The organism is Hahella sp. NS-SX17 (genome assembly GCF_057367735.1).
The window spans coordinates 6,076,083-6,100,740 of the sequence record NZ_CM170632.1 but is presented as its reverse complement, the minus strand read 5'-3'; the positions used below and the strand labels follow the sequence as shown (position 1 = coordinate 6,100,740).

General features: G+C 53.9%; 20 protein-coding genes. 15 read left to right on the top strand and 5 right to left on the bottom strand.

Annotated elements, in window-relative coordinates:
- Positions 1-15 precede the first annotated feature (15 nt).
- From AC2IBB_RS27215 to AC2IBB_RS27175, 9 genes are all read left to right on the top strand, one after another.
- Positions 16-837, top strand: coding sequence for an ABC transporter permease (locus tag AC2IBB_RS27215; RefSeq protein ID WP_486329833.1), 822 nt, complete (start codon positions 16-18; stop codon positions 835-837).
- A gap of 101 nt (positions 838-938) precedes the next feature.
- Positions 939-1,823: an ABC transporter ATP-binding protein gene (locus tag AC2IBB_RS27210; RefSeq protein ID WP_486329832.1), complete on the top strand. Its 885-nt coding sequence runs from the start codon at positions 939-941 to the stop codon at positions 1,821-1,823.
- 17 nt (positions 1,824-1,840) lie between these two features.
- On the top strand, positions 1,841-3,559 hold the full coding sequence (locus AC2IBB_RS27205) for an ABC transporter substrate-binding protein (RefSeq protein WP_486329831.1): 1,719 nt from the start codon (positions 1,841-1,843) through the stop codon (positions 3,557-3,559).
- 11 nt (positions 3,560-3,570) lie between these two features.
- Positions 3,571-4,356, top strand: a complete 786-nt coding sequence (locus AC2IBB_RS27200) for a vWA domain-containing protein (protein WP_486329830.1) — start codon at positions 3,571-3,573, stop codon at positions 4,354-4,356.
- 36 nt (positions 4,357-4,392) lie between these two features.
- On the top strand, positions 4,393-5,934 hold the full coding sequence (locus AC2IBB_RS27195; protein WP_486329829.1) for an OmpA family protein: 1,542 nt from the start codon (positions 4,393-4,395) through the stop codon (positions 5,932-5,934).
- A 2-nt stretch (positions 5,935-5,936) separates the two neighbouring features.
- Positions 5,937-6,743 (top strand): hypothetical protein, encoded by an 807-nt coding sequence (locus tag AC2IBB_RS27190; protein ID WP_486329828.1) that lies wholly within the window; start codon positions 5,937-5,939, stop codon positions 6,741-6,743.
- Positions 6,744-6,756: 13 nt separating this feature from the next.
- Positions 6,757-7,941, top strand: coding sequence for a toxic anion resistance protein (locus AC2IBB_RS27185; protein WP_486329827.1), 1,185 nt, complete (start codon positions 6,757-6,759; stop codon positions 7,939-7,941).
- Positions 7,942-7,999: 58 nt separating this feature from the next.
- Positions 8,000-9,034 carry a putative urea ABC transporter substrate-binding protein gene (locus AC2IBB_RS27180; protein WP_486329826.1) on the top strand — a complete coding sequence of 345 codons (1,035 nt, stop codon included), beginning with the start codon at positions 8,000-8,002 and terminating at the stop codon, positions 9,032-9,034.
- A 271-nt stretch (positions 9,035-9,305) separates the two neighbouring features.
- Complete coding sequence (locus tag AC2IBB_RS27175; RefSeq protein WP_486329825.1) at positions 9,306-10,094, top strand: acyl-CoA thioesterase; 789 nt, start codon at positions 9,306-9,308, stop codon at positions 10,092-10,094.
- A gap of 39 nt (positions 10,095-10,133) precedes the next feature.
- On the opposite strand, the gene AC2IBB_RS27170 is transcribed toward AC2IBB_RS27175, so the two are convergent.
- Complete coding sequence (locus AC2IBB_RS27170) at positions 10,134-11,225, bottom strand: PA0069 family radical SAM protein (RefSeq protein WP_486329824.1); 1,092 nt, start codon at positions 11,223-11,225, stop codon at positions 10,134-10,136.
- 176 nt (positions 11,226-11,401) lie between these two features.
- Here AC2IBB_RS27170 and AC2IBB_RS27165 point away from each other — a divergent pair, with 176 nt between their 5' ends.
- Both AC2IBB_RS27165 and AC2IBB_RS27160 read left to right on the top strand, forming a co-directional pair.
- Positions 11,402-12,421 carry a phospholipase A gene (locus AC2IBB_RS27165; RefSeq protein WP_486329823.1) on the top strand — a complete coding sequence of 340 codons (1,020 nt, stop codon included), beginning with the start codon at positions 11,402-11,404 and terminating at the stop codon, positions 12,419-12,421.
- Positions 12,422-12,583: 162 nt separating this feature from the next.
- Complete coding sequence (locus AC2IBB_RS27160) at positions 12,584-13,342, top strand: transglycosylase SLT domain-containing protein (protein ID WP_486329822.1); 759 nt, start codon at positions 12,584-12,586, stop codon at positions 13,340-13,342.
- A 110-nt stretch (positions 13,343-13,452) separates the two neighbouring features.
- Here AC2IBB_RS27160 and AC2IBB_RS27155 read toward each other — a convergent pair whose 3' ends face one another.
- Positions 13,453-13,716: a hypothetical protein gene (locus AC2IBB_RS27155; protein WP_486329821.1), complete on the bottom strand. Its 264-nt coding sequence runs from the start codon at positions 13,714-13,716 to the stop codon at positions 13,453-13,455.
- A 175-nt stretch (positions 13,717-13,891) separates the two neighbouring features.
- Between AC2IBB_RS27155 and parC the strand changes: the two genes are divergently transcribed.
- Both parC and serB read left to right on the top strand, forming a co-directional pair.
- A complete protein-coding gene (gene parC / locus AC2IBB_RS27150; protein WP_486329820.1) occupies positions 13,892-16,171 on the top strand; it encodes a DNA topoisomerase IV subunit A in 2,280 nt (759 codons plus the stop codon).
- An 83-nt stretch (positions 16,172-16,254) separates the two neighbouring features.
- Positions 16,255-17,484 (top strand): phosphoserine phosphatase SerB, encoded by a 1,230-nt coding sequence (serB, locus tag AC2IBB_RS27145; protein ID WP_486329819.1) that lies wholly within the window; start codon positions 16,255-16,257, stop codon positions 17,482-17,484.
- 78 nt (positions 17,485-17,562) lie between these two features.
- On the opposite strand, the gene AC2IBB_RS27140 is transcribed toward serB, so the two are convergent.
- The 3 genes from AC2IBB_RS27140 to epmB form a co-directional block, all read right to left on the bottom strand.
- Positions 17,563-19,659, bottom strand: coding sequence for an EAL domain-containing response regulator (locus tag AC2IBB_RS27140; RefSeq protein WP_486329818.1), 2,097 nt, complete (start codon positions 19,657-19,659; stop codon positions 17,563-17,565).
- Positions 19,660-19,826: 167 nt separating this feature from the next.
- The gene (locus AC2IBB_RS27135) at positions 19,827-21,629 is read right to left on the bottom strand and encodes a GTPase (RefSeq protein ID WP_486329817.1); all 1,803 of its coding nucleotides are present in this window, start codon (positions 21,627-21,629) and stop codon (positions 19,827-19,829) included.
- A 255-nt stretch (positions 21,630-21,884) separates the two neighbouring features.
- Positions 21,885-22,931, bottom strand: a complete 1,047-nt coding sequence (gene epmB / locus AC2IBB_RS27130) for an EF-P beta-lysylation protein EpmB (protein ID WP_486329816.1) — start codon at positions 22,929-22,931, stop codon at positions 21,885-21,887.
- An 84-nt stretch (positions 22,932-23,015) separates the two neighbouring features.
- Here epmB and efp point away from each other — a divergent pair, with 84 nt between their 5' ends.
- Both efp and epmA read left to right on the top strand, forming a co-directional pair.
- Complete coding sequence (gene efp / locus AC2IBB_RS27125; protein WP_011399132.1) at positions 23,016-23,588, top strand: elongation factor P; 573 nt, start codon at positions 23,016-23,018, stop codon at positions 23,586-23,588.
- 107 nt (positions 23,589-23,695) lie between these two features.
- Positions 23,696-24,652 (top strand): EF-P lysine aminoacylase EpmA, encoded by a 957-nt coding sequence (gene epmA / locus AC2IBB_RS27120; protein WP_486329815.1) that lies wholly within the window; start codon positions 23,696-23,698, stop codon positions 24,650-24,652.
- The last annotated feature ends 6 nt before the right edge of the window (positions 24,653-24,658 follow it).

Genomic DNA, 24,658 nt, shown 5'->3' with positions numbered 1-24,658 from the left:
TAGTAAGGGATTTAGATGAAACGACCCGCCTTGCTGGGACTATTCGCCCAGCCGCCGCGACTGTTAAACGTGGTTCTGGCGCTGGCGCCATTTGTGATATTGATTGCTACTTATCTCATCGCTTCCGATATCCGTCTGGCTGACAACCCCAGCGACAAACTATTGCCCAGTCTGCAGCAGATGGGGGACGCTTTATATCGTCTGGCTTTCGAGCCGGACCGGCGCAGCGGCGACTATGTATTCTGGGCCGATACGCTGGCCAGTTTGCAGCGATTGGCGATAGGGCTGGCGTTATCGACGCTGGTGGCGCTTATCTTCGGCCTCAACATGGGCGCTTTTAACGGCCTCTATTCTCTCGGCAATCCCATACTTACCTTTGTCGCCATGATTCCGCCGCTGGCGCTGCTGCCGATACTGTTCATCTCATTGGGTATTGGCGAACTGGGTAAGGTGGCGCTTATTTTTATCGGGGTATTTCCCATTATGACCCGGGACATGGCGCTGTCCGTGCGCAGCTTTCCCCGTGAGCAGGTTGTGAAGGCCAAAACCCTGGGCGCCTCCGATCTGGCCGTAGTGTACAAAATCCTGTTGCCGCAGATGATGCCGCGATTGATTACTGCGCTGCGGTTGAGCATCGGCTCCGCATGGCTGTTTCTTATTGCTTCGGAGGCCATCGCGGCGACGGAGGGACTCGGTTATCGCATCTTCCTGGTGCGGCGCTATCTGAGTATGGACGTGATTATTCCCTATGTTATCTGGATCACCCTGTTGGGCTTTTTGATGGATTGGGCGCTGCGCTTGATATTGAAGTGGCGTTACAAGTGGTACGAACAATAGCGAACATAGGGCAGGACCCGCATTTGCGGACTACCCTGTTTGAGTGTGGACGTTTGCGGCCCGGTGGAAACCGGCGACGCTTGAACCTTAGGATTGGATAGATGCAGCCATTGCTTCACATAGAAGATGTATATAAACAGTATGGAGACAAACAGGTGCTCGACAACATCGATTTGTCGGTGCGCAAGGGCGAATTCTGTACTGTGGTGGGTCCCAGTGGTTGTGGCAAGTCCACCTTGCTGCGGCTTATTCTGGGACAGGAGCAACCGACCTCCGGCAAAGTGGAGATAGCGGGAGCGCCAGCGCTGCTGCCGGATCTCAGTCGCGGCATTGTTTACCAACGTTACTCTCTGTTTCCCAACCGCACCGTGCTGGAAAACGTCATGTTAGGCAAGACGCTGACCCAGGGTCAGTGGTGGAACCCCTGGTACCGCAACAAGGCCCATGAAGAAGAGGCCATGGCGATGCTGGCCCAGGTGCGCCTAACAGATGCGGCGCGCAAGTATCCCCATGAATTGTCCGGCGGCATGCAGCAACGGGTGGCGATTGCGCAGGCGCTGATCATGAAGCCTCCCATTCTATTGATGGACGAGCCTTTTGGCGCACTGGACCCTGATACCCGCGCAGACTTGCAGGTGCATCTGTTGGAACTGTGGGAAAAGGAACAATTGACGGTATTCTTCGTCACCCATGATATGCATGAAGCCTGCTTGCTGGGCACTCGGCTGCTGGTGTTGTCACAATACTATGCCGATGACCGGGGCGACCGTCACTTCCACGGCCGGGGCGGTAAAATCGTTGCGGACCATGCGTTGCCCAAGGTGGCCACAAGCCGCGAGGTCATGCACACCGACGCTTTCAAAGAACTAATAGAACAAGTGAAACAGGAAGGGTTTGACCCTGAATACCTGCAACACGTTAAAGATTTCAACCTCAAACATCCGGACTCATTCCAAACCTTGCTGGATGCGGAATATCGACGGTAAGTCATAAGGAATCCACTATGGTAAAACGCTCTCTCATTTCGGTTCTGGCGCTGTTGGCGACGGCCTTCAGCGTTATATCTCACGCCAAGCCCGCTTATGTTGACTACAAGCCTATCAGTGATGTGGTCAAACTGAATGTGGGCGAAGTGAACACCCGCAACCTCAGCGCGCCGGTCATTACCTGGGGCGGCGATATCGCTACGCTGCTGGCCAACGGCAATCAAACGCAAACGGCGAAAGGCTCCATCTTCGACAAGAAGGGGTTGCAGCTCAAGTTGTATCGGGAAGACGCCTTCGTTAATCAGGTCAAAAGCTATATCGCCGGAGAAACGCCATTTTTGCGCGGCACGGTGGGCATGGTCAGCGCGGCGGCGGAGCTGTTGAATAAAGATCCACGCACGCAGCCGGTGGTGATCTATCAACTGACCTGGTCCTCCGGCGGCGATGCTCTGGTGGTGAAATCCAATATTCGCAACGCCAAGGACCTGAAAGGCAAGACCATCGCAATTCAGGCTTACGGTCCGCATGTGGATTACGCCGCCCGGATTCTGAAAGACGCAGGCTTGAGTTTCAAAGACGTGACGGTTCGCTGGCTGCCAGACCTGACCGGCACCAATAATGCGCCTATGGCGGCGTTTTATGAGCAGGATGTGGATGCGGCCTTCGTGATCATTCCCGATGCGTTAGCGCTGACGTCCGGCGGCAATGTAGGCTCCGGCTCCGAAGACTCGGTAAAAGGCGCGCGCATTCTGTTGTCCACCCGTACGGCGGATAAGGTTATCGCTGACGTTTATGCTGTGAGAAAAGACTACTTCGACGCCCACCGCAGTGAAGTGGAGGCTTTTGTCGCCGGCCTGCTGGAAGGCGAAGAGGCGCTGGGCAAACTGTTCCAGAACAAAACCAAAGACGCTAAGCCCTATCGGGAGTTGCTGGCGGCGGCGGGCAAACTGTTGCTGGACAGCGAAGAAGCCACCGCTGACGTAGAAGGTTTATACGCGGATGCGACCTTCGTCGGTCTGCAAGGCAACAAGCAATTCTTTACCAACAACAACTATCCCCGTCGTTTCGACGCCCTGAGCAGTGAAGTGCAAACCGGTTTGCAACAGGCCGGTATTCTGAGCAAGCCGGCCACGCTGGCGAAAGCGACGTTCGACTATGGTTTCCTGGGGGCTGCGGTCAACATGAAAGCGGAAGCCGCCAAGCCGCGCTTTGACGAAGAGAAGGTGGCGCAGCTGGTGAACCAGCGTCAACAGCAACAGAGTCTGGCGGAAGGCGAGCTGTTTTCATTCGAAGTGTTCTTCCAGCCAAACCAGAAGTCTTTCTCCGTAGACCTGTACCAGGACTCTTTCGATAAAGTGGTCGAGCTGGCCAGCACCTATGGCGGCGCCATTATCACTGTAGAAGGCAACTCCGATCCGATGGAGTATCTGCGCGCCAAGAAGAAAGGCGAGCAGGCGGTGGTGTTGGGGCGCATCAAACAGTCCGCCCGTAACCTGAGCCTGGCCCGTGCGCAGGAAGTGCGCGACAGCATTGTTCAGTATGCGTCCGCCAAGAGCATTAGTTTAGACCCATCCCAGTTTGCGGTGGTGGGCAACGGCATCGCCAATCCGAAAACCGGTATTTGCGGCTCCGAGCCCTGTGCGCCCAAGAATCAGCAGGAGTGGCGTTCGAATATGCGGGTAGAGTTCCGCATTATTCAGGTTGAAGCTGAATCTGACGTATTCATGCCGCTGTAGGGGGATAGACGATGTTGAAGAAATTATCAGTCTATATCGCCCTGGCGGCGCTGGCGGGGTGCGATGACGCTTCTTCGCCGGCGCCGTCCTCCGCTCCGGCGGCGACGCCAGAGACGAAGCCTGCGCCAGAGGTTAAACCCTCTGGGCTTTACGCCATGCGCCCGGCGGATAACCGTTGGCCGGCGACGCAGGGACAAAGTGAATTGAGCAGTCACCTGCTGGCGAAAAACTATTACATTGTGTTTGACGGCTCTGGCAGCATGAACAATACCGATTGCGGCGACGGCAAGCGCAAATTGGATGTGGCCAAGGCGGCGGTAAAACAGTTCGTCGAACAGCTGCCGGCTGACGCTAATGTGGGCGTATACGCTTTTGACGGCCAGGGCGTTGGCGAGCGCACCCATCTCGCTACACAGAACCGGCCGCTGGTGAAGCAGATGATTGACCAGCTGGTCGCCGGCGGCGGCACGCCTCTGTCCGCTGGTCTGGAGGACGGCGCAGCCGCGCTGACTGCACAGGCGGGCAAGCAATTGGGGTATGGAGAGTATCATCTGGTAATTATTACAGATGGACTGGCCAGCAGCGGTTATGAAACCGATGGGGCGGTGCAGTCCATTCTGCAGAGCTCGCCCGTCAACATTCATACTATTGGCTTCTGCATCGGCGACGATCACTCTTTGCACCAGCCCGGCCTGACTTTCTACCGTTCCGCGAGCGATCCGGACAGTTTGATGGCGGGTTTGAACGAGGTGCTTGCCGAAGCGCCGGACTTCACACTGCTGGAATTTCAACAATAGAAGGCAAGGCGACCTCAGGCAGTAGAGACAGGATGCATGAAAGCGCACATTAAGATTGTAATTATTCTGCTGGTGGGCGGGCTGCTGGTGATGGCGGGAGTCAAGCTATTCCTGCTGCAATCCCAGGAAGACCGCCAACTGCAGACCACAGACGCCAAGAACACCAAGGGGACTATTCGTCTGGCCAGGGACAGCTGGGTTGGCTATTTTCCTTTGTGCTCGCCGGAAATGGGCGCGCGGCTGCGCCGCCAGGGCTATCTGCTCGAATGCGTGGATGATCAGGCGGACTATCAGGACCGCTTCAGGCGTCTGAGCAAAGGCGAATACAGCTTTATTGTCGCCACGGTGGACAGCTATGTGCAGAACGGAGCGGGCGTGAACTATCCAGGCCCGATCATTTCCGTGATTGACGAAAGCAAAGGCGGTGACGCCATTGTGGCCCGTCAATCCAAAGTGGCGGGCATTGAGGACTTGAGAAACGCAACTGGCGTCAAGGTGGCGTTTACGCCCAATTCGCCCAGCGAACACTTGCTACGGGCGATTCGCAGCCATTTTGACCTGGCCGCCTTGAACCAGTCCGCCGCCTGGAAGTTGCCTACCAATGGCTCCGGTGAGGCGTTGGACGCACTGCTCAAAGGGCAGGCTGATGTCGCGGTGGTGTGGGAGCCGGAGGTGACTCGGGCCTTGTCCAATGACGGCATTGTGCGTTTGTTGGGAACCGAGGACACGCAGAAGCTGATTGTGGATGTGCTGGTGGCTAACGCTACTGTATTGCGCAAAGACCCGGATTTAGTGTCGGTTTTTCTGAAATCCTATTTCCAGACATTGCAGCATTATCGCCGCAATCAGGACGAGCTGGTGAAAGCGCTGCGTGACGAATATGACCTTGACGCCAAACAATCCAAAGAACTGCTGGGCGGCGTGGAATGGAAAAGCCTCACTGAGAACGCGGAGGACTGGTTTGGCGTTGGACGTCGTAACGCCGGTCGCGAGTATCTGGTGGATACGGTCGAATCCGCGGTGGGTATCCTGATTGACGATAAAGTATTCGGTCGCAACCCGATTCCAAATAATGATCCCTATCGCCTGATCGCTAGCGCGCCGATTAAAGAGCTGTACGACACGCTCGCCTCCGGCGAGTTTGCAGGGGAGAGCGCGACGGAGAAAGCGTATTTTCGTGCGCTTGCCGCCTCAGAATGGGGTCGTCTGCGAGAGTTTGGCGCCCTAAAAGTGCGTCCGATCATTTTCTCCAGCGGAACCTCGGAGCTGACGCTGGAAGGGAAGCGCGAAGTGGACCTGTTGATGGAAAATCTGCAGCATTATCCGAACTTTCGCGTGGAGATACGCGGACATACCGGCGTTAGGGGGGATGCGGAGGCGAACAAACAACTTTCTCTGGACCGCGCTGAAGCCGTGTACCGTTATATTGAAGTGACTTACGAAATCGACCCGAACCGATTTCGCTTTGTCGGATTTGGCGGAGAGAAGCCGCTTCCGCAACTCCCGAACGAGTCGCTGCGCTCCTACAACTACCGCCTGCCGCGGGTGGAAATCGTGTTGGTGAGCGGGGAGATCTAGGTATGACCTTCGACACCAAAGCGATTAAACCCGCCAAAATCAAAGCGGAAACGCTGAAAACCTCGCTGACCCAGCCGGTGACGTTATATCCGGCCCTGGTGGGGTTTCTCGGCGGCGCTGCGACCATGCTTTTCGGTGTGGGAGGCGCAACGCTGGGCGCCTTGGTGGGCGGCGCCGTATTGGCGTTGGGAGGCTGGTCCTGGGAGTATTTCGCCAGAGGAGGCGCCCACGCCAATCGCTATATCGAACGCTATCGCAAGGCGCTGGAAGCGCAGCGCAAACAGGCCATCGCCCATCTTAATACGGAGTTGGCCAAACTGAGCGCGGATGACGCCATCCATCAGTTACAGTTGTTTCAAAAGAAATTTGAGATCTTTAATCAGGTGCTCAATCGCAAGCTGCAGTCGACCGAGCTGACTTATAACCGCTATCTGGCCATGGCGGAACAGGTATATCTGAATGGTCTGGATAACCTGGAGGGCGTGTCGCTTTCTCTGCAATCCGTCAGTGCGATTGACCGGCAGGCTATCGAACACAAGCTGCAGCGTATGGATGGCGTCGCTTCGGCGGAATCGGAAAGAACCCGCGAGCAACTGCGCGGTCGGCTGCAGTTGTTCGATGAGCAAATGCAACGGGTGCGCATGCTCTATGCGGAAAATGAGGAAGCCTTGACCAAGCTGGACCAGGTCAGCGCTCGTCTCGCCAATACAGACTTCAGTAGTGGTCGCGCGGCTATGGATATGGAGCAGGCGATTAAGGAACTGACCACACTAATTGAAAACTCGCAGCAATATGCGCAAAAAAAGTGATGAGGAATAACCAGTGAGCAATTTAATCCTGACCGAGAAAGAGAAAATAGAAAAGCAGGTCATTGCGGAAACCTCCCAGACAGAAGAGGCTGATCCCAAGCTACAGGCGCAGGCTGACGAGCTGGTGGAAAAGTTGATGAGCATTGATCTCCGCAACCTGGATCAACGCGAAGCCCAGGCGCGGGCGGTGGCGAACCTGGGTGAAACTGTCGCCCGCAACATGGCGCAACAGAGCGCCATGTTGAAACAGCCGATGGCCAACCTGCTGCGCGACGCTCAGGACGGCGGGCCGGTGGCGCAAGGGCTGTTGACGCTGCAGGAGCAGGTCAGCGACATCAACCCAAACCGGGTTGATTTTAATATGGGCGGCTTCCGTCGCCTGCTGTCCATGATCCCTGGCGTTGGCACGCCGCTGGCGCGCTGGTTCGCTCGTTATCAAAGCGTTGAGGGCGTCATACAGGATATCGTGGCGACACTGAAAGACGGCAAGTCGCAATTGGAACGGGATAACGTCACTTTGCGCAATGACCAGAAGCGCATGCGCGAACTGACGTTCCTGTTGCAGGATTACATCAAGCTGGGGCAGTTGCTCGACAGGCAGCTCACCTCTCAAGTGGAGCGCCAGGAAGATCAGGAGAAGCGTAAGTTCCTGGAGGAAGAGGTGCTGTTCCCATTGCGTCAGCGCATTATCGACCTGCAGCAAATGCTGGCGGTTAATCAACAAGGCGTGCTTTCCTCTGAAGTGATCATCCGCAACAACCAGGAGTTGGTGCGTGGCGTTGATCGCGCCTGCAATGTGACGGTGACTGCGTTGTCCACCGCCTCGACCCTGGCGCTGGCGTTACAGGCGCAAAAGAAAGTGTTGAAAGGCGTGCAGGCGGTGACCCAGACCACTAACGACCTGATCGCAGAAACCGCCAATACGCTGCGCACGCAGGGCGTGGAGATTCAAAAACAGGCCTCTCAGGCGCAATTGGACATTAACACGCTGAAAAAGGCTTTCACTGATGTGCAGGCGGCTCTGGAAGAACTCAGCAGTTTCAGACGCGACGCCTTGCCCAAAATGGCGCAATCCATCGTTGATATGGATGACCTGACAGGCAAGATGGATAAGTCGATTCAGAAAATGGAAGGGGCGGCGGAGGCTCGCGTTTCCCTGGAAGACGCCATTGAAATTATCGATATCAACAAAGAATAACTGGCTGCCCGATCCTTTAAACGGTCGGGCGCAATACTTTGCAACAAGGAAAAATATTATGGTACGACGCATAACCTCGCTCATGATGTGCCTGGCGGTCTCCGCTTCTGCCTCAGCGGCGGACAAGTTCAAGCTGGCCTGGTCTCATTACACTGGTTGGGAGCCATGGGGCTACGCAGCGGATCAGGGAATCGTGAAAAAGTGGGCGGATAAATACGGTATTGAAATTGAAGTGCAGTTGATCAATGACTATGTAGAGTCCATCAACCTGTATACCGCCAGCGACTTTGACGCGGTCACCGCGACTAATATGGATGCGCTGACCATTCCTTCCGTCAGCGGCGTGGACACGCAAGCGATAATAGTGGGCGACTACTCCAACGGTAACGACGGTATTGTGGTGAAAGGCGCGCACAGCGTGGCGGAGTTGAAAGGGCGGGAAATCAATCTGGTGGAATTCTCCGTTTCTCACTACATGTTGGCGCGTGCGCTGGATAAAAACGGCATGTCTGAAAGAGACGTCACGGTAGTGAACACGTCCGATGCGGATATCGCCAGCGCCTTCATCTCCAGTTCCAAGGGCGCGGTGGTGACTTGGAATCCGCCTTTGCAGCAGGCGCGCAACGCCAAAGGCGCACAGATGATTTTTGACTCTTCCATGATCCCTGGGGAAATTCTGGATATCACATTTGTGAAGACAGACGCGGATGAGCGTTTCAAAAAAGCGCTTACCGGCGCTTGGTATGAAACCATGGCCATCATAAGCGGCGGCGCAGGCAGTAAGGAGGCGATCGAACATATGGCGGAAGCCACTGGCGCGACCGTTCCCGAGTTCAAAGCGCAACTGCGGACCACCGCTATGTTCTATACGCCAGCTGAAGCCAGCGCGTACACCAAGTCTGATGCGATTGAAAAGACAATGGAATACGTTCGTCAGTTCAGCTTCGACAAAGGCTTATTCGGCGCCACTGCGCAATCAGCGGATTTTGTCGGTATCGAGTTTGATAACGGCAAAGTGTTGGGCGACGAGAAAAATGTCAAACTGCGCTTTACCAGTAAATATATGGACATGGCGGCGCAAGGTAGCCTGTAATGCAGGTTAGGCGTTGAGGCGCGAAGCAAGCGTCTCAACGCCAGTCCATACTCCGCTGTCGCCCTTTTTTCGGGTGTTTGCGGGCAGAAAGGGCGTTGCGGCGGAGCCTTGTAATTTTAAGTTGATGCTGTAAATATCGTTGAGTCGTTAGTGACGGCGACCGGCGGACAACGCCCAATCCTGTGTGCGCCTGATGGCGTGTGGCTGTATGACGTCAGGAGACCAGGACATTTTTGTCATGAAGCAATGCAAGCAATAAAGGTGAATTCCAATGCTTTTTTCCAAACTCCTGGGAGAAGTTAGCGACTCAATATGCGATGTAGAAATCGCCGAGGACTGGTCCCAAGGTCGCTCGACCTTTGGTGGACTGGTCGCTGCATTTATCTACGAGTCTATGCGCCAGTCGCTCTCCGAGGACCGTCCTCTACGTGAACTGAATATTTCGTTCGTATCCCCCGTCGCCCCCACCAGATTGACCGTCGCCAGCGAGCTGTTGCGTGAAGGCGGCTCCGTGACGCAGGTGTTGGGCCGCGCTATTCAACAGGGGGAGGTGAAAGCCACCGCCTTCGCCAGTTTCGGTAAGGCGCGAGACACCATCATCAATGCGGCTGGGGAAGCGACGCCCGAAGCCAAGGCCCCTGATCAGTGTATTGAGATGCCGTACATTAAAGGCGTCACCCCTGAATTTACTCAGCATTTCAATTACTACTACGCCTACGGCAATCTTCCGTTTTCCGGTGTGCAATCGAGAGAAATGGGCGGCTGGATACGCTTTCGCGAGCCGGAGCCGTCGATCACGCTGGGCCATATACTTGGATTGGTGGACGCTTGGCCGCCGGCGACTTTGCCTTGGGTGAAAACCCCTGCTCCAGCCAGCACATTATCCTGGTCAATTCAGTTCCCGCATCCGTCTCCGGTGATTCAGCCGGATGAACTGTGTTTGTATAAAGTCTATGTGGATCATGCTGCGGAAGGCTACGGCTTTACCCGCTCCAAGCTCTGGAACGCGAAAGGGGAGCTGGTGGCGCTCAGTCAGCAGACGGTGACGGTATTCGGCTAAGCCGGATAGAGCGGGCCTTCGGGTTCGCTCTATTTCGCTCTATAAGGGGAACAGATCAATCTGGCTGGATGCGCCTGGCGGCGAGAACAGGTCCGTACGCAGAGGGGAATCCCGTCGCAGGTTAAGACCATTTCGCTTGGCTGCGATATGAAACCGCTGCTCAATGAGACGGGCGTAGTGTCCCACTCCTGTCTGACGAGTACGGAAATCGGCTTGGTAGAGTTCGCCATTTCTGCACTCTCTTAGCAGATTGAGCGCTTTTTCTTTACGCAACGGATAGTGTTGTTGCAACCAGCTCTCATACAGATCTTTCAGCTGATGGGGCAGCCGCAACAGGATATAGCCTGCATTGAGCGCGCCTGCGTTGGCGCACTGAGTGACGATATCCTCTATCTCCGGATCGTTGATGCCGGGTATTACCGGCGCCACCATGACGCCAACTGGAACGCCTTCTCTGCGTAATGTCTCGATTGTCTTGAGGCGTGCTTTAGGACTGGCGGCGCGCGGCTCCAGAATATTTTTTAGTTTTACGTCCATGGTGGTGACGCTGATCATTACTTTGACCAGATTCTGAAACGCCAGTTCCCTCAGCAGATCTATGTCCCGTAATATGAGATTGCTTTTCGTGATCAGGGTGACCGGGTGTCTGGCCTCCACCATGACGTTCAACAGGCTGCGGGTAATCTTCAAGTTCCGTTCGGAGGGCTGATAAGGGTCAGTATTACCGCCAATGGCGATGGTTTCGCAGCGATAATTGCGCTGGCCCAGAAAGACGCGCAGTCTTTCCGCTGCGTTGGTTTTACAGTAGATCTTGGTTTCAAAATCGAGCCCGAGGGACAGGTCCAGATACTCGTGACTGGGGCGGGCGTAGCAATAGATGCAACCATGCTCGCATCCCTGATATGGATTGATGGAGTAAGTGAAGGGGATATCCGGCGAGTTGTTTTTGCTGACAATGGATTGACAGCGTTGCGGGATGTATTCCGTTTGTGGGTGCTTCTGATAAGCTTCACCGTGGGTTTCGCTCCACGCAGTAAGTTCTGCTGGATCGCTCTCGCTGCGTTGCCGGTGAAATCGATTGTGTGGGTTGGTCCCGGTTCCACGCCCTTTGCTTGCTTCGCCGTATTGCATAACCTGTCTCCAATTTACTGTTCAAATGTACAGTATTTTGTCTGGAAGCAGCAACAGAAATTTACTGCGGTATATTCGGATCGTATTTCCGGGCTCAAACAGAAATGATTGTAAGCTTTCGCGTATGATGTTAAATACGCTTTTGCTTCAGTGGGTTAGGAATAAGTGGTGATTTGATGCGTTGGGGATTGTGTCTTTTGTTATTCGGAGCGGCGACCGTTTTCGCTAAAGAAAACGAGACGCCTATATTGGCCTGTTATGAACTGGAGGATGTGCAACAGCGTCTGATTTGTTATGACAGTGTTGCGAAGTCTCTGGGTGAGGATGATGAACTTCAGACGGGGGCAATAGAAGAACAGAATGAAGACCCTCTTGAAGATATCCGGCAACCCAGCGATATCGACAAGCGCTTGGAGTTTGAAACCACCTTTTCTGACAACCGCTTTCTGATTATCCCCCATAAACCTAACTATCTACTGCTGTACTCCTATGTGGATGACCCCAACGAAATGCCATACAGTCCGACCAGGGAACCGATTATGGAGCTGGAAAGTCAGAAACATTCGGAGACCAAATTTCAAATCAGCTTTAAAGTACAACTGGCGCGTAACTTTATCCCAGAGCCCATGAGCCTGTGGTTCGCCTATACCCAGGTTTCTTTCTGGCAATTATACAATCAGTCATTGTCCGCGCCTTTCAGAGAAACCAATTATGAGCCCGAGCTGATTTTCCTGTTTCGTAATAACCTGAGTCTGTTTGGTTACACCTCTGAACATTACGTACTGGGATTGAGCCACCAGTCAAATGGGCGAACGGAACCGGCGTCGCGGAGTTGGAATCGTATATATACCGCCTTCTTGTTCAATCAAGGCAGTATGACTTTCAGTGTTAAACCCTGGTGGCGCCTGCCGGAAAGCGGCGATGACGACGACAACCCTGATATTCATAACTATATGGGGTACGCAGAGTTTGGGGCGACCTATAAGCATGATGAGAATGTGGCCAGCCTGCGCTTGTTCAACAACTTCCGCAGTGATAACAACCATACGACAGTGCAGTTGTCCTACAGTTTCCCCCTGCAGGGGCGCTTGAAGGGATACATTGAGTATTACGATGGTTATGGCGAGAGCCTGATTGACTATAACCACCGTACTCAAAGGATTGGTTTTGGGGTATTGCTGACGGACTGGTACTAACTATTTCCTGAACCCGCCAGCGTGACGGCATTGCGCTGGTGAGGTTTTTCACTATTTTTCTTTTGTTTAATTTTCAATAACAAAATATCAACGCGGCTTAAACAGCTAAATTATCCCCGAAAACTAGAATATCTCCATACTCGTGTACTGGAGAACGTGGGAATGAAGCAGAAAGCAGTCGCCGCTCATCCTTTGATCGAACAATACATTACGCCACTGTTTATTGCTTTTCTCGCCGCCTGTATGTTGGGCTTAGTGGTGAGCGCCTGGCGCTTCGGAGGCGTACAGAGTCTGTTCAATGCGCAACCTGGCCATGGACGCTTGCTGCCGGACGCCGACGCCTTGCACGCCGCCTACTATTCCAGCGCCGATCCGATTCACGACATGGACCGCTTCCCGGGGCATGTTCCTCAATATGCCTACGCCAAAGAAGTGCGTAAGGTGGCGGTGGAGTTGGATATCGAGGAAAGCCTGCTCTACGCCGTCGCCAAGGCGGAATCCAGCTTTCGAGCGGACGTGCGCAGCGACAGGGGCGCGATTGGGTTGATGCAGGTAGTGGCGGCCACGGGAGGTAGAGAAGCCTATAAACGTTTATACAAAAAGTCGCGCAATCCCACGGAGAAAGAGCTGGCGGACCCCTACACCAACCTCAGGCTGGGGGGCGCTTACTTGAAAATTTTGAGGCATCGCTATTTTGGACAGGTCGAAGATCGGACAGTACAAACGATGCTGGTTCTTGCGGCATATAATTGGGGACCGAGCAATGTGCGGCGCAAAATTATCGGAAAAAAGCCGGTAAGCACTCGTGAGCAAGTATTAAAAGCGCTACAGCAAGTCGCGCCGACAGAGACTTATCAGTACGTCAGGAAAGTGATGCGCCATATGGATGAATTCGCCAGACTTTCCGGTCGGTCCGCGTAGGCTTATTGTTTTTAGTCGCCTGCGGTGACCCTGGTTTTCGGCCTGTGGAAAGGGGCGTTAGGGATGAGCGTATAGGCTCTTATTATGAATGAGAGGGCGGTTTAAACCGGCTAATGCTTTTTCTTGATGGTTCTTACTGCGGCGATAATACTCGCCAAAACAATGCTGGCGCTTAAGTAGTAAGGCGCCGCCTGCCAATGTCCTGAAATGAGATAATCCATCGCCATCATCACCAGGAACGCGCTCATGCAAAACGGAAACAGAAACGGGGCCAACTTGGCTCCGAGCACTGGAAGTCTTGCTGGAAGCTGCGGAGCGGAAGGCTTGGCTGCGGCCAACTGCTCTTTCTGTTGAACGAAAATTTTGAATAACAAGATAGCCTCCTTTGTTAAATGGAGTGAGGCGATCTTAGTGATTGCAGACCTTGCTCAAAATGCGTACAAGCCGCTACGTAGCAATGCGAATTTGACTTTATCTTGGGCCAGACCTTGCGTAGAGTACGGGTTTTGAAAAACTCGAATGACGAGCTGAGCGAGCATTTAAGAATCTATGAGCATGATGTTTGAAGAGGGGATTGAGCGTCGTCCGCTAAAGGAATATACGGAAAAAGCCTACCTAGATTATTCCATGTACGTCATTCTGGACCGGGCGCTACCTCATATCGGCGATGGCCTGAAGCCCGTGCAGCGGCGGATAGTCTACGCTATGTCGGAACTCGGGTTGAGCGCCGCCGCCAAACACAAAAAATCCGCCCGCACCGTCGGGGATGTGTTGGGTAAATTCCATCCTCATGGCGATTCCGCCTGTTACGAAGCCATGGTATTGATGGCGCAGCCTTTTTCCTATCGCTACCCACTGGTCGATGGGCAGGGTAACTGGGGGTCCGCGGACGATCCCAAGTCATTCGCCGCCATGCGTTACACCGAAGCCCGCTTAGCCAAATACGCGGAAGTGCTGCTGAGTGAGATCGGACAAGGCACTGTAGACTGGGTTCCCAACTTTGACGGCAGCTTGGACGAACCCTCTTTATTACCAGCCCGTTTGCCCAACCTATTATTGAATGGAACCACCGGTATCGCCGTTGGTATGGCTACGGACATTCCTCCCCACAACTTGCGGGAAGTCACCCAGGCTTGTATTCACATGCTGGATCACCCGAAAGCCTCGGTGGAGGACCTTTGTGAATATATAGAAGGCCCGGACTTCCCGTCAGGGGGGGAAATCGTCACCTCGCGCAGAGACCTGCGTCAGATATACGAGACCGGGCGCGGCTCCGTCAAGATGCGTGCGAAGTACACCAAGGAAGCCCAGGACATCGTGGTGACGGAGCTTCCCCACCAAGTGTCCGGCGCCCGCATCATGGAGCAGATCGCGCAGCAAATGCAGGCTAAAAAGCTGCCTATGGTGGCGGATTTGCGCGACGAGTCTGACCATGAAAACCCGACGCGACTGGTCATCATTCCCCGCTCTAACCGTATTGATGCAGAATCTTTGATGGCGCACTTGTTCGCGACCACGGATCTGGAAAAGAACTATCGGGTCAACCTTAATGTGGTGGGCCTGGATGGACGCCCTGCGGTGAAGGACCTGCGGGTGTTGTTGCAGGAGTGGCTCAGTTTCCGTACGCAAACGGTCAGGCGCAGACTTGAATATCGCTTGCAGAAAGTATTGGCGCGTCTGCATATCTTGGAAGGCTTATTGGTCGCCTTCTTGAATATTGATGAAGTCATCGCGATCATCCGCAGTGAAGACAAGCCGAAGCCGGTCCTCATGGAGCGTTTTGGCTTGAGCGATGTGCAGGCCGAATACGTTCTTGACACCAAATTACGGCAACTGGCCCGCCTGGAGGAAATGAAAATCCGGGCGGAGCAGGACGAGTTGGAAAAAGAGCGTAAGAAACTCGAAGATATCCTCGGTTCTGAGGCTAAGCTACGTAAGCTGGTCAAAACAGAACTGAAGCAGGATATGGAGACGTTCGGGGATGAACGCCGCTCTCCCATTGTAGAGCGTACAGAAGCTCAGGCGTTCAGCGAAACAGATTTGATCGCCTCCGAACCGGTTACTGTGGTGTTGTCGGAGAAAGGGTGGGTGCGGGCCGCCAAAGGCCATGATATTGATGCTCAAGGTCTTAGTTATAAGGCGGGTGATAAGTTTCTCGCCGCCGCCAAGGGGCGCAGCCACCAGAATGCTATCTTCCTGGACGATACCGGGCGCTCTTACTGCGTAGCGGCGCATTCGCTGCCTTCAGCCCGCGGACAGGGCGAACCGCTTACTGGACGAGTCAATCCGCCTTCCGGCGCAGGCTTCACTCATGTATTGATGGGCCCGGACTCCATGAAAGTCGTGCTGGCGTCGGACGCGGGTTACGGTTTTGTGGCCAGGCTGGAAGATTTGCAATCGAAAAACCGCGCTGGTAAAGCGCTGATCAGCCTGCCGAAGGGCGCGTGCGTATCGCCGCCCATTCTGTTAGAGCGACAAAATAATCCCCACTTGGTGGCGATCAGTAACGAAGGACGCATGCTGGTGTTTCCTGTGAGCGAGCTTCCTGAGCTGGCGAAGGGCAAAGGTAACAAGATCATCGGCATTCCCAGCGCACGTGCGCAATCTCGTGAGGAGATTATGAGTAATCTGGCTGTAGTGGGTGAAAAAGACACTCTGGTGCTGCATGCCGGTAAACGTTTCCTCAAACTGACCTTCGACGACCTGAGTCATTATCTGGGTGAGCGAGGAAGACGCGGACATAAGCTACCCCGTGGCTTGCAGCGTGTCGACCGGGTTGAAATCATCGTTGATGAAAGCGCCGCACTGGTATCCCCGGAAGGCGAGTAAGTCTTCTCTGCGCGCGCTCGTCCGGGCGCGCGACGATTCGCAAATATTGATAGCTAAGCAGTTAGATTGAGGTGGAAGACGCCGTGAGCGAAATACTACTGATTAATGTCTCTGGCTACGACAAGCCGGGGCTCACTTCTTCGATCACCCGGATCATGGCTGAGCATGGGCTGATTATTTTGGATATCGGCCAGGCCGTCATTCACGATTATCTGACCTGGGGCATATTGGTGCAGATTCCTGACCGCAAGGAATCCGCTAATGTGCTGAAGGAGTTGCTGTTTTGTATTCATGCCTTGAATCTGCAGGTTCAGTTCAAGCCAGTGTCAGAACAGGAATACTCTGAATGGGCGAAAGGTAAAGGTAAAGAGCGTTACATCGTCACGCTGCTGGCGCGGGAGATTACCGCAGAGCAAATCGCGCGGGTGTCAGGGATTACGGCGGACCATCATTTGAATATCGACAACATCAGCCGTCTGTCCAGCCGATTGTCGCTATACGAAGATCGCACGAATTCGCAAGCCTGCGTGGAGTTCGCCGTGCGTGGAACGCCCAAGAACCTGGACGCGTTAAAGGCGGAGTTTCTGCATGTTTCAAGCGATCTGAATCTGGATATCGCTTTTCAGAAAGATGACATCTATCGACGTAATCGCCGTCTGGTTGTTTTCGATATGGACTCCACCTTGATCGAAGCGGAAGTTATTGATGAGCTGGCTAAAGAAGCAGGAGTCGGCGAGCAGGTCGCTGAGATTACAGAGCAGGCCATGCGAGGGGAGCTGGACTTTTCACAAAGCTTTCGCAAGCGGGTGGGGCTGTTAAAAGGCCTCTCCGAAAGCGTATTGGAGAGAGTGCAGGCCCGTTTGGTGATGACCGAAGGGGCGGAAAAGTTGATTTCCCATTTGCGAATGCTGGGGTACAGAACGGCTATTCTGTCTGGTGGTTTCACCTACTTCGCCAAAGGGCTCCAAACAAAATTAGGCATTGATTATGTCTACGCTAATGAACTGGATATTAAAGACGGCGCAGTCACGGGTGAAGTGACTGGCAGGATTGTCGACGGAGCGCGCAAAGCGGAGCTGTTACGGGAAATTGCGGAAAAAGAAGGGTTGCGCCTGGAGCAGGTGATCGCGGTGGGCGACGGCGCTAACGATTTGCCGATGCTGAGCGCAGCTGGACTGGGTATCGCCTTCCGCGCCAAGCCTTTGGTGAAAGAGTCCGCCAAGCACGCGATTTCCAATTTGGGCCTGGACAGTATCCTGTACTTGCTTGGGCTGCGGGAAAGCGACACGGCCTTACTGGCAGGCGACAAATAGCTCTTCCATAATGAAAAAAGGCGGGCCTCAGGCCCGCCATGAACACAGCAAAAGGAACGAATGTCGACTCCAGCGAGGTTACTCGCCCTCGCTGAAGTCGTAATTCATTTCCGGTGAGGGCTCCTGCAGATAGTACCCTTGGATGTAGTTGACGCCCGCCTGCCACAAGGTGGACAGTACGGAGGCGTTTTCCACGAAAGGCACCACCGTCAGCTTCTTCAGCTCTTGTAGCTGAGTGATCATTTCTTTCAGCTTATCTCTGGAGCGCTCGTCTTTCTGAATCTCTTCAGTGAATGAACCATCCATCTTGATGTAATCGCAATCAACGTGCTTGATGGTGTTGAATGGGTTCAAGGCGCAACCGAAACGTCCAATAGAGACCTTGCCCCCCAGCTTTTTAATACCGGCAGCGAACTCCTTGGCTTGTTTCAGGTATTCGATAGCGTCTTCTTCGGCGACCTGGAATATTAAAGCGCCGCCAGGCAGCTTGGCCGCCTTCAGCGCCAGCCCTAACCACTGCACGAAGGTTTTATCCAGCACGGTGTAAGGGGTGATGTTCAAGAACAGCTTGGTATCGTGTCCCTTGACCCGGTGTGCGCTGAGACTCTTGATGTTCTGCAGAATCACCCAGCGATCAAGCTTGATCGCCAGCTCGGCGTTGCTGTCGATGGGTAAAAACTCGGAAGGGCTTATTTCCTCGTCCTTGTCGTTCAACATGCGCAGGAAAGCTTCGTAGTGCTCTTCACCTTCGCCCCGCAGGCCAATGATCGGCTGGAATAACAAGCGGAAGCGACCATTGTCCAGGCTGCGCTGCAGCACGGCGACCATGTCTTCGTCCAAGGGTTTGGCGGCATCGAAGTCTACGGCGTTGTACAAATAAGCGCCGTTACCCTTCTTCTTGCCTTCCAGGCTGTGTACATGTGAGCAGGCCTTGTGAGCGCGACTCATCAGCTCTTCCGCTTTAGGCGCATTCTCGTTAATGCGGGCGATACCAATGCTGACGGTGATCTGTGCGGTGCGGTCGCCGACTTCAAATAGATTTTCTTCCGTCTGCTTGCGAATATTCTCCGCCAGCTGCTCGGAGCCTTTGTCGTCGACCTGGGCCGCCAGTATGGCGAATGTGTCATCGCCAAGGCGCGCCAGTGAGTAGTTATCAGGGCAAATGGACTTCAGCATGTTAGCGAAGTCGCCGAGAATGCTGTCTGAACCTGGAATGCCATATTCGTTGCGGGCGGCGGAAAAGTCGTCCAGCTCCAGATAAAGGAGGCTGCCCTGCAAGTCATTGTTGAGCGCTTTGTCGATGGCGCCCTCCAAATGCTCCATGAAGTGCAGTTTGTTGTAGAGGCCGGTCAGCAGGTCTTCGCTGCTGAACTTGCGCAGCTTCTCTTCCAGCTCAGGGTCGACTTCCGGACGCACGATAATCTGGGTGCAGGCTTCACCGTCATAGGTCGCCTGAGAACAGCTGATCACCACTTCCACTTCGGAGTCATCGCTCTTACGGATAGTGCAGGTCAGCTCTTTATGCTGCTGACTTTGCTGGGCGTCATTGAACGCTTTGAGGAAATCTTTGAAAGCTTCCTGGCTGCCGCTGGACAGAACGTCCATGACAGGAATACACATTAACTCGTCGATGTCTTCGTAACCGAACAACTCAAGGTAAGCTTTGTTGGCGAAAACGTGCATGCCTTCGTTGATGTAGGCGATGGCGTCCATGGAGCTTTCGAGCAAAAGGTTGCAGCGCTTTTCCGCTTCTCGCAGGTGCACTTCGATGTTGCGGCGGCGACGTCTTTCTTCCAGGTCGTTCAGCTCGCGCTTGACGGAAAACACCATTCGAGGAAGTGCGTCCACCGGCAACACTTCGCGCGCGCCCAGTTTAAGCCCTTCCAGAGCGGCGTCTTCGTCGAAGTTTTGGGTCAGAAGGATAAAGGGAAGGTCTTTTTCCAGTCTTTTGATTTGTTCGAGGCAGTGCTTGTAGGTGACTTCCCCGTCGACTTCTTTGGCGATGAACAGATCCCACACCTGAGAGTTTAGCGACTCTTCCAAATCCTCCAGACTGGTGACTCGGTGAGCTCGCGTTGCTCTCCCTGCATTCCGAAGTAGGCTGACTACTTTTTCGGCATCATTTTGCGAGGCGTCCAGGATCAGCAAATGTACCGTTGGATTTTTTTTTTGCATGAACGTGAATTGATCAAACTCCAGTCAATTGGCGTAAACCTTGCCGCCGAACGCACATAAAGAACGCCCTACAGCCTAGATTTTACAAAGTTTTATATATGTAAGTTATTCTAGGTCGCTCTTTATTATGCGACAAGGAAATATGTTAAGTAATTTGACGTTCGTTCCTATAAGGAAGGCCACAGAGAGTCAAAATCGTCTTCACTGGCGCCAGTCGTTTTAATTTCCTCCTGGGCTTGATTAAGCGTCTGATTTAAAAACTTAATCTCAAACTGACTGAAGCTGCCGGTGGCGGATACGCGACGACAAAGCTGTACTTTGGTTTCGCGTCCCTGTTTATTGATGATGACTTTGTGTCCTACCTGGAACGGCAGACGGGGGGTAATAAGCGTCGCCGGCTGGCCGATGGAGGGAAGCTCGGGCAATAGCAGCCCGCGTAAGAACTCACTGCCTTCGCCGGTTTTCTGGGTCAACTGGACGCCGCAGGGCTTGGCGCTGGGGGCGAGCAGTTCCACACCGAATTGAGTGCCATGTTGCTTAATCTGGCGAATCCAGCGAATGACGGAAATACTCCAGGGGTGAGACTCATCCTCACGCACGCCGAGCAATTCACCAGCCTGAACATTGCCGGGAACATCTCCTACCCATTGTATGCAGTAGCCGCCTGGGCTGGTATTTACTAACGGCACGATGTGCTGCATGTAGTTGGTTTTGGTCTCTGTCTGCTTGATTCGGTTGATGCCGGGATAATTGATCGGCGACATTTCCGCTGCGCGGCCGCGATCATCGCGAGTAGGGCCCGCGTCGAAAGAAGAATTCCAGACATCTGTTTTGCGCGCACGCTGCATGAAGTAGTTAACATCATCATCGTCGTCGCTTTTGGACATCAGCAGAGTATTGAACTCGACGCCGTTGGCGCAGAAAAAGTGCGTGGAAGAGAGGCCTACGCTCAGAAATACGCGGCCGGTGCTGGACATCCGCTTAAAGGTGCGCTTAGTCAGGATGCCAAGCGCCTGACTGAGTGAGGACAACACGTTGTCGGTCATGCGTACAGGCATGTCCAGAACGCCTTCCGGTGCTTTCTTGTGAGTATTTACGTAGGCGATATAGTCCGTCAGTCTATCCACCAGGCGGGCGGTATCAAAACCTAATGAGTCCAGGGAAGGCGTTGCGCTTTGCAGGCTGCGGTAGTGTGGAGCCGCGTCTGCGCCAGGGTTGACGATAAACAGCGCGCTTGTTTCCAGGTCGTCCAGAACATCGGTGAACTGCGCCCAGGACTCGAAGGCCTCGAAAGCGGCGGCGATATCATTCTGGCGCATTTGGTTGGGTTTGCAGCAACCAAGCAGAAGCACGCGTTTATAGATATGCTCCAGGGTGGTTTCTTCAAATAATTTCGACTGCTCGTCGCGGACTTTGGCGTTGGCGAATTTGTAATTGCGCGCGAATTTATAAAGCTGATGAATTTCCAGCCACACATTGGTTGGACTTTGGCAATACAGCTGGCAGGCGCGTAATACGCAACGGGAGAGGTCGCTGATGGCGCGATGACAGGCTGTCGCTAAAGATTTTTTTGCGCGATCGGACATGGAGGCGCTGAGCTGGTCGTGAATCACCAGCTTGTAACCGTTGGCCAGATGAAGTTGCAGAGCCTGGGCGAGGTTGGCGATCTTGCGCTGTTTTTCCGGCAGGACGATAGAATGGTTGAGGAAGTGTTTTGAGAGTTCCGCGCAGACGTAGTAAATAGGCCCGCGGATGACTTCCATTAATTGAAACCGGTTGGCCGGCGCGGTAATCAGTTGGTTCAGTTCAATAATCGCATGGTATAGCCGTTTGGCGGTTTCACCAATGTTGGCGATAGGCAACTGGCTCACCCAGTGCTCCAGCTGCTTAACGTTAGGCTCACAGAAGGACAGTGTAGTGAGCTTGAGCTCAGGAACAGTTATTTTCGGCGCAGTACTTTGACCGTCCATGCATGACAACCATTATAGTTTTCGTGGTGACCTGAACGCATGCCTGCCGATAACTTAATGAATCCAGCGGGATACGCGCGTTTTTTCAAAATAAATGAAAATTCTTGCTTTTAGAATAGCAAAGATTCTTCAAAGGGAGTGGAGGGGCCTCCAAAATCCCTGCTTTTGCAAACTTTTACGATTAACACGGATGTAACACAAAGCGACAAAAAGTTACACAACCTGTCATCCCTGTCAAAGTTTTTTGGTCGTCGCCTAGGCGAAAATAGGCGTTTTGGAGAGGGCTCCGGGGATTTCTCGGACCAGACGTGGCACCAGGTAACCAGGCAGCCTGGCGCGTAACGCTTGCATTAAAGTGGAAAGACGCTCGTCGCCACAGTCAAAATGAGCGGCGCCTTGTACTTTGTCGAGCTGGTGCAGGTAATAGGGGGTGACCCCACACTCAAACAGCCTCTCGCTGAGGGCGGTGAGGGCGAAAGCGTCGTCATTGACGCCTTTTAACAGTACTGTCTGATTCAGCAGCATGTGAACGGCGGGACGTAGTCTCGCCAGGGCTTTCTCTACGGAAATATCCAGTTCCGCGCTGTGATTGGCGTGAATCACCATCAGGGTTTTAAAAGGGCGATTGGAAAGTAAATCAAGTAGCCCCTGATCGATGCGGTCTGGGAGCATAATCGGCAGGCGCGTATGGAGCCTTACTTTGCTGATCTGCGGCAGCTCCGCGATGAGAGTGAGTAACTCTTCAAGAACCGAGTTATTCAGCATGAGCGGATCACCGCCGCTGAGGATTATTTCACTGACGCTGTCGTCGCCCGGCAAGGTCGCCAAAGCATCTTTCCATTGCGCGCGACTCTGGCGGTGTTCGCCGTAGGGGAAATGGCGCCGAAAGCAATAGCGGCAGTGAATGGCGCAGGCGCTGGTGGTGATAAGCAGGGCGCGGCCATGGTACTTCTGGAGAATGCCTTTGGAAGGGGTAAAATTCGCTTCGCTCAAGGGGTCGGCGGTATAACCCGCTATTTCCTGTTGTTCCAGGTGTAGCGGAAGTACCTGTAATAACAGAGGATCATTCGGGTCGCCTTTCTTCATGCGGCGCACGTAATCGCGAGTCGCTCGCACCGGAAACTGCGCATGCCCGGGAAGCGCGTCTTGCAATAGCGCTTCCGGCAGCTCCAGAAGCGACAGCAGTTCCTGCGGCGACTTGATCATGTCGGCGATTTGCTGGCTCCAGGAAAGAGAGGGGGCGGATTGGGCGTCAAGTTTCGCGTCGCAGACTTCTACTGCAACCGGATTTCGGGCTATCATTTACAAATTTGCACCACAAGTCAGGTTCTGACCGAATTTTAACATGCGTCGCCGTCAGGCGATCATTCTGTTTCAAGAGGAAGTATGGCCAACTATTCTACCAATGAATTCAAATCAGGTCTCAAGATTATGCTGGACGGAGACCCTTGTTCCATTATTGAGAACGAGTTCGTCAAACCCGGAAAAGGGCAGGCGTTCAACCGGGTCAAGTTCCGTAACCTGAAGTCTGGCCGCGTCGGCGAGCGCACTTTCAAATCCGGTGATTCCGTAGAAGGCGCGGATGTTGTGGATCTGGATATGGAATACCTGTACACCGACGGCGAATTTTACCACTTCATGCTGACCGACGGCTCTTTCGAACAGCACGCGGCGGATGTTTCCGCTGTCGGCGACACCACCAAGTGGCTGAAAGAGCAGGACGTTTACACCGTGACTTTATACAACGGCGCACCGCTGTCCGTGTCTCCGCCCAACTTTGTGGAGCTGGAAATCGTTGAAACCGATCCCGGCGTGCGCGGCGACACCGCTCAGGGCGGCAGCAAACCGGCCAAGTTGACCACTGGCGCGGTGGTGGCTGTGCCTCTGTTCATTAACCAGGGTGAAATGATCAAAGTCGACACGCGTTCCGGCGAATACGTCAGCCGCGTTAAGAGCTGATAACGCTGCATAGGCCTTTGAAGGCTGCGCGTTGACTCATGGGAAGGCGGGTTCATTGGAATCCGCCTTTTTTATTGTTTCAGACTTATGTTTTTTCTTATTCGACTATGCAACACCCCGACTGGCGTCCAAGCGCCGCAATCGACACCCTTCGTAAAAGAGCTGATTTCATCAAGCGCATTCGCGCTTTTTTCGACGGTCGGCAGGTCCTGGAAGTAGACACGCCTTTGCTGAGCAGCGTTACTGCGACCGACCTTAATCTGGACAGCTTTGATGTCGTCAGCAACGAGTCTGAACCCCGCTATCTGCTGACTTCGCCGGAACACGCCATGAAGCGTCTGCTGGCCGCAGGTTCGGGGCCTATCTACCAGATTACCCGGGCGTTTCGACGCGGTGAGTTTGGGGCTCGCCATAATCCGGAATTCGCCATGTTGGAGTGGTACCGCCCTGGTTTTTCGCTCCAGGATCTGCAGCGTGAGGTGGAGGAGCTTCTGGCCAGTCTGGGCTACGAAGAAAAAGCGGAATGCATGAGCTATCGGCAGGCGTTTCAGCGCTTTGTCGGTCTGGACCCGTATCGGGCGGACACCTCGGTGTTGCAGGAAGCTGCGGCGCAAGCCAGCGGTATGGGGGCGTCAGAGCTGAGTCGTGACGATGCGCTGGATGTCCTTATGACCCATAGCATCGAGCCAGCATTGAAGCCTTTAGGGGCTGTGTTTATTGGTGACTATCCGCCGAGTCAGGCGGCGCTGGCCAGAGTCGGCGAAGACGACGAAGGCGACGCGGTGGCTTTTCGTTTTGAGCTGTACATCAATGGGGTCGAAATCGCCAACGCCTATGACGAGTTGATAGATCCTGTTGAGCAAAGACAGCGTTTTGAAGAAGACAATATCGCCAGGTCGGCGGCGCAAAAACCGGTTATCCCTGTAGATGAGCGTTTATTGGCTGCACTGCCTGATATGCCGGAGTCCTCGGGTATCGCGTTGGGCGTGGATCGGCTGTTTATGGTGCTCGAAGGGAAAAGCCGGTTAGAGGATGTGCTGGGGTTTCCGGCGGATAGAATCTAGCTGAAG

Coding starts and splice junctions, on each gene's coding strand:
- AC2IBB_RS27200 (WP_486329830.1), top strand. CDS start 3,571: ATGTTGAAGAAATTATCAGTCTATATCGCCCTGGCGGCGCTGGCGGGG.
- efp (WP_011399132.1), top strand. CDS start 23,016: ATGGCCAACTATTCTACCAATGAATTCAAATCAGGTCTCAAGATTATG.
- parC (WP_486329820.1), top strand. CDS start 13,892: ATGAGCATGATGTTTGAAGAGGGGATTGAGCGTCGTCCGCTAAAGGAA.
- AC2IBB_RS27210 (WP_486329832.1), top strand. CDS start 939: ATGCAGCCATTGCTTCACATAGAAGATGTATATAAACAGTATGGAGAC.
- AC2IBB_RS27175 (WP_486329825.1), top strand. CDS start 9,306: ATGCTTTTTTCCAAACTCCTGGGAGAAGTTAGCGACTCAATATGCGAT.
- epmA (WP_486329815.1), top strand. CDS start 23,696: ATGCAACACCCCGACTGGCGTCCAAGCGCCGCAATCGACACCCTTCGT.
- AC2IBB_RS27215 (WP_486329833.1), top strand. CDS start 16: ATGAAACGACCCGCCTTGCTGGGACTATTCGCCCAGCCGCCGCGACTG.
- AC2IBB_RS27170 (WP_486329824.1), bottom strand. CDS start 11,225: ATGCAATACGGCGAAGCAAGCAAAGGGCGTGGAACCGGGACCAACCCA.
- AC2IBB_RS27180 (WP_486329826.1), top strand. CDS start 8,000: ATGGTACGACGCATAACCTCGCTCATGATGTGCCTGGCGGTCTCCGCT.
- AC2IBB_RS27190 (WP_486329828.1), top strand. CDS start 5,937: ATGACCTTCGACACCAAAGCGATTAAACCCGCCAAAATCAAAGCGGAA.
- AC2IBB_RS27160 (WP_486329822.1), top strand. CDS start 12,584: ATGAAGCAGAAAGCAGTCGCCGCTCATCCTTTGATCGAACAATACATT.
- AC2IBB_RS27165 (WP_486329823.1), top strand. CDS start 11,402: ATGCGTTGGGGATTGTGTCTTTTGTTATTCGGAGCGGCGACCGTTTTC.
- AC2IBB_RS27135 (WP_486329817.1), bottom strand. CDS start 21,629: ATGGACGGTCAAAGTACTGCGCCGAAAATAACTGTTCCTGAGCTCAAG.
- AC2IBB_RS27140 (WP_486329818.1), bottom strand. CDS start 19,659: ATGCAAAAAAAAAATCCAACGGTACATTTGCTGATCCTGGACGCCTCG.
- AC2IBB_RS27205 (WP_486329831.1), top strand. CDS start 1,841: ATGGTAAAACGCTCTCTCATTTCGGTTCTGGCGCTGTTGGCGACGGCC.
- epmB (WP_486329816.1), bottom strand. CDS start 22,931: ATGATAGCCCGAAATCCGGTTGCAGTAGAAGTCTGCGACGCGAAACTT.
- AC2IBB_RS27195 (WP_486329829.1), top strand. CDS start 4,393: ATGAAAGCGCACATTAAGATTGTAATTATTCTGCTGGTGGGCGGGCTG.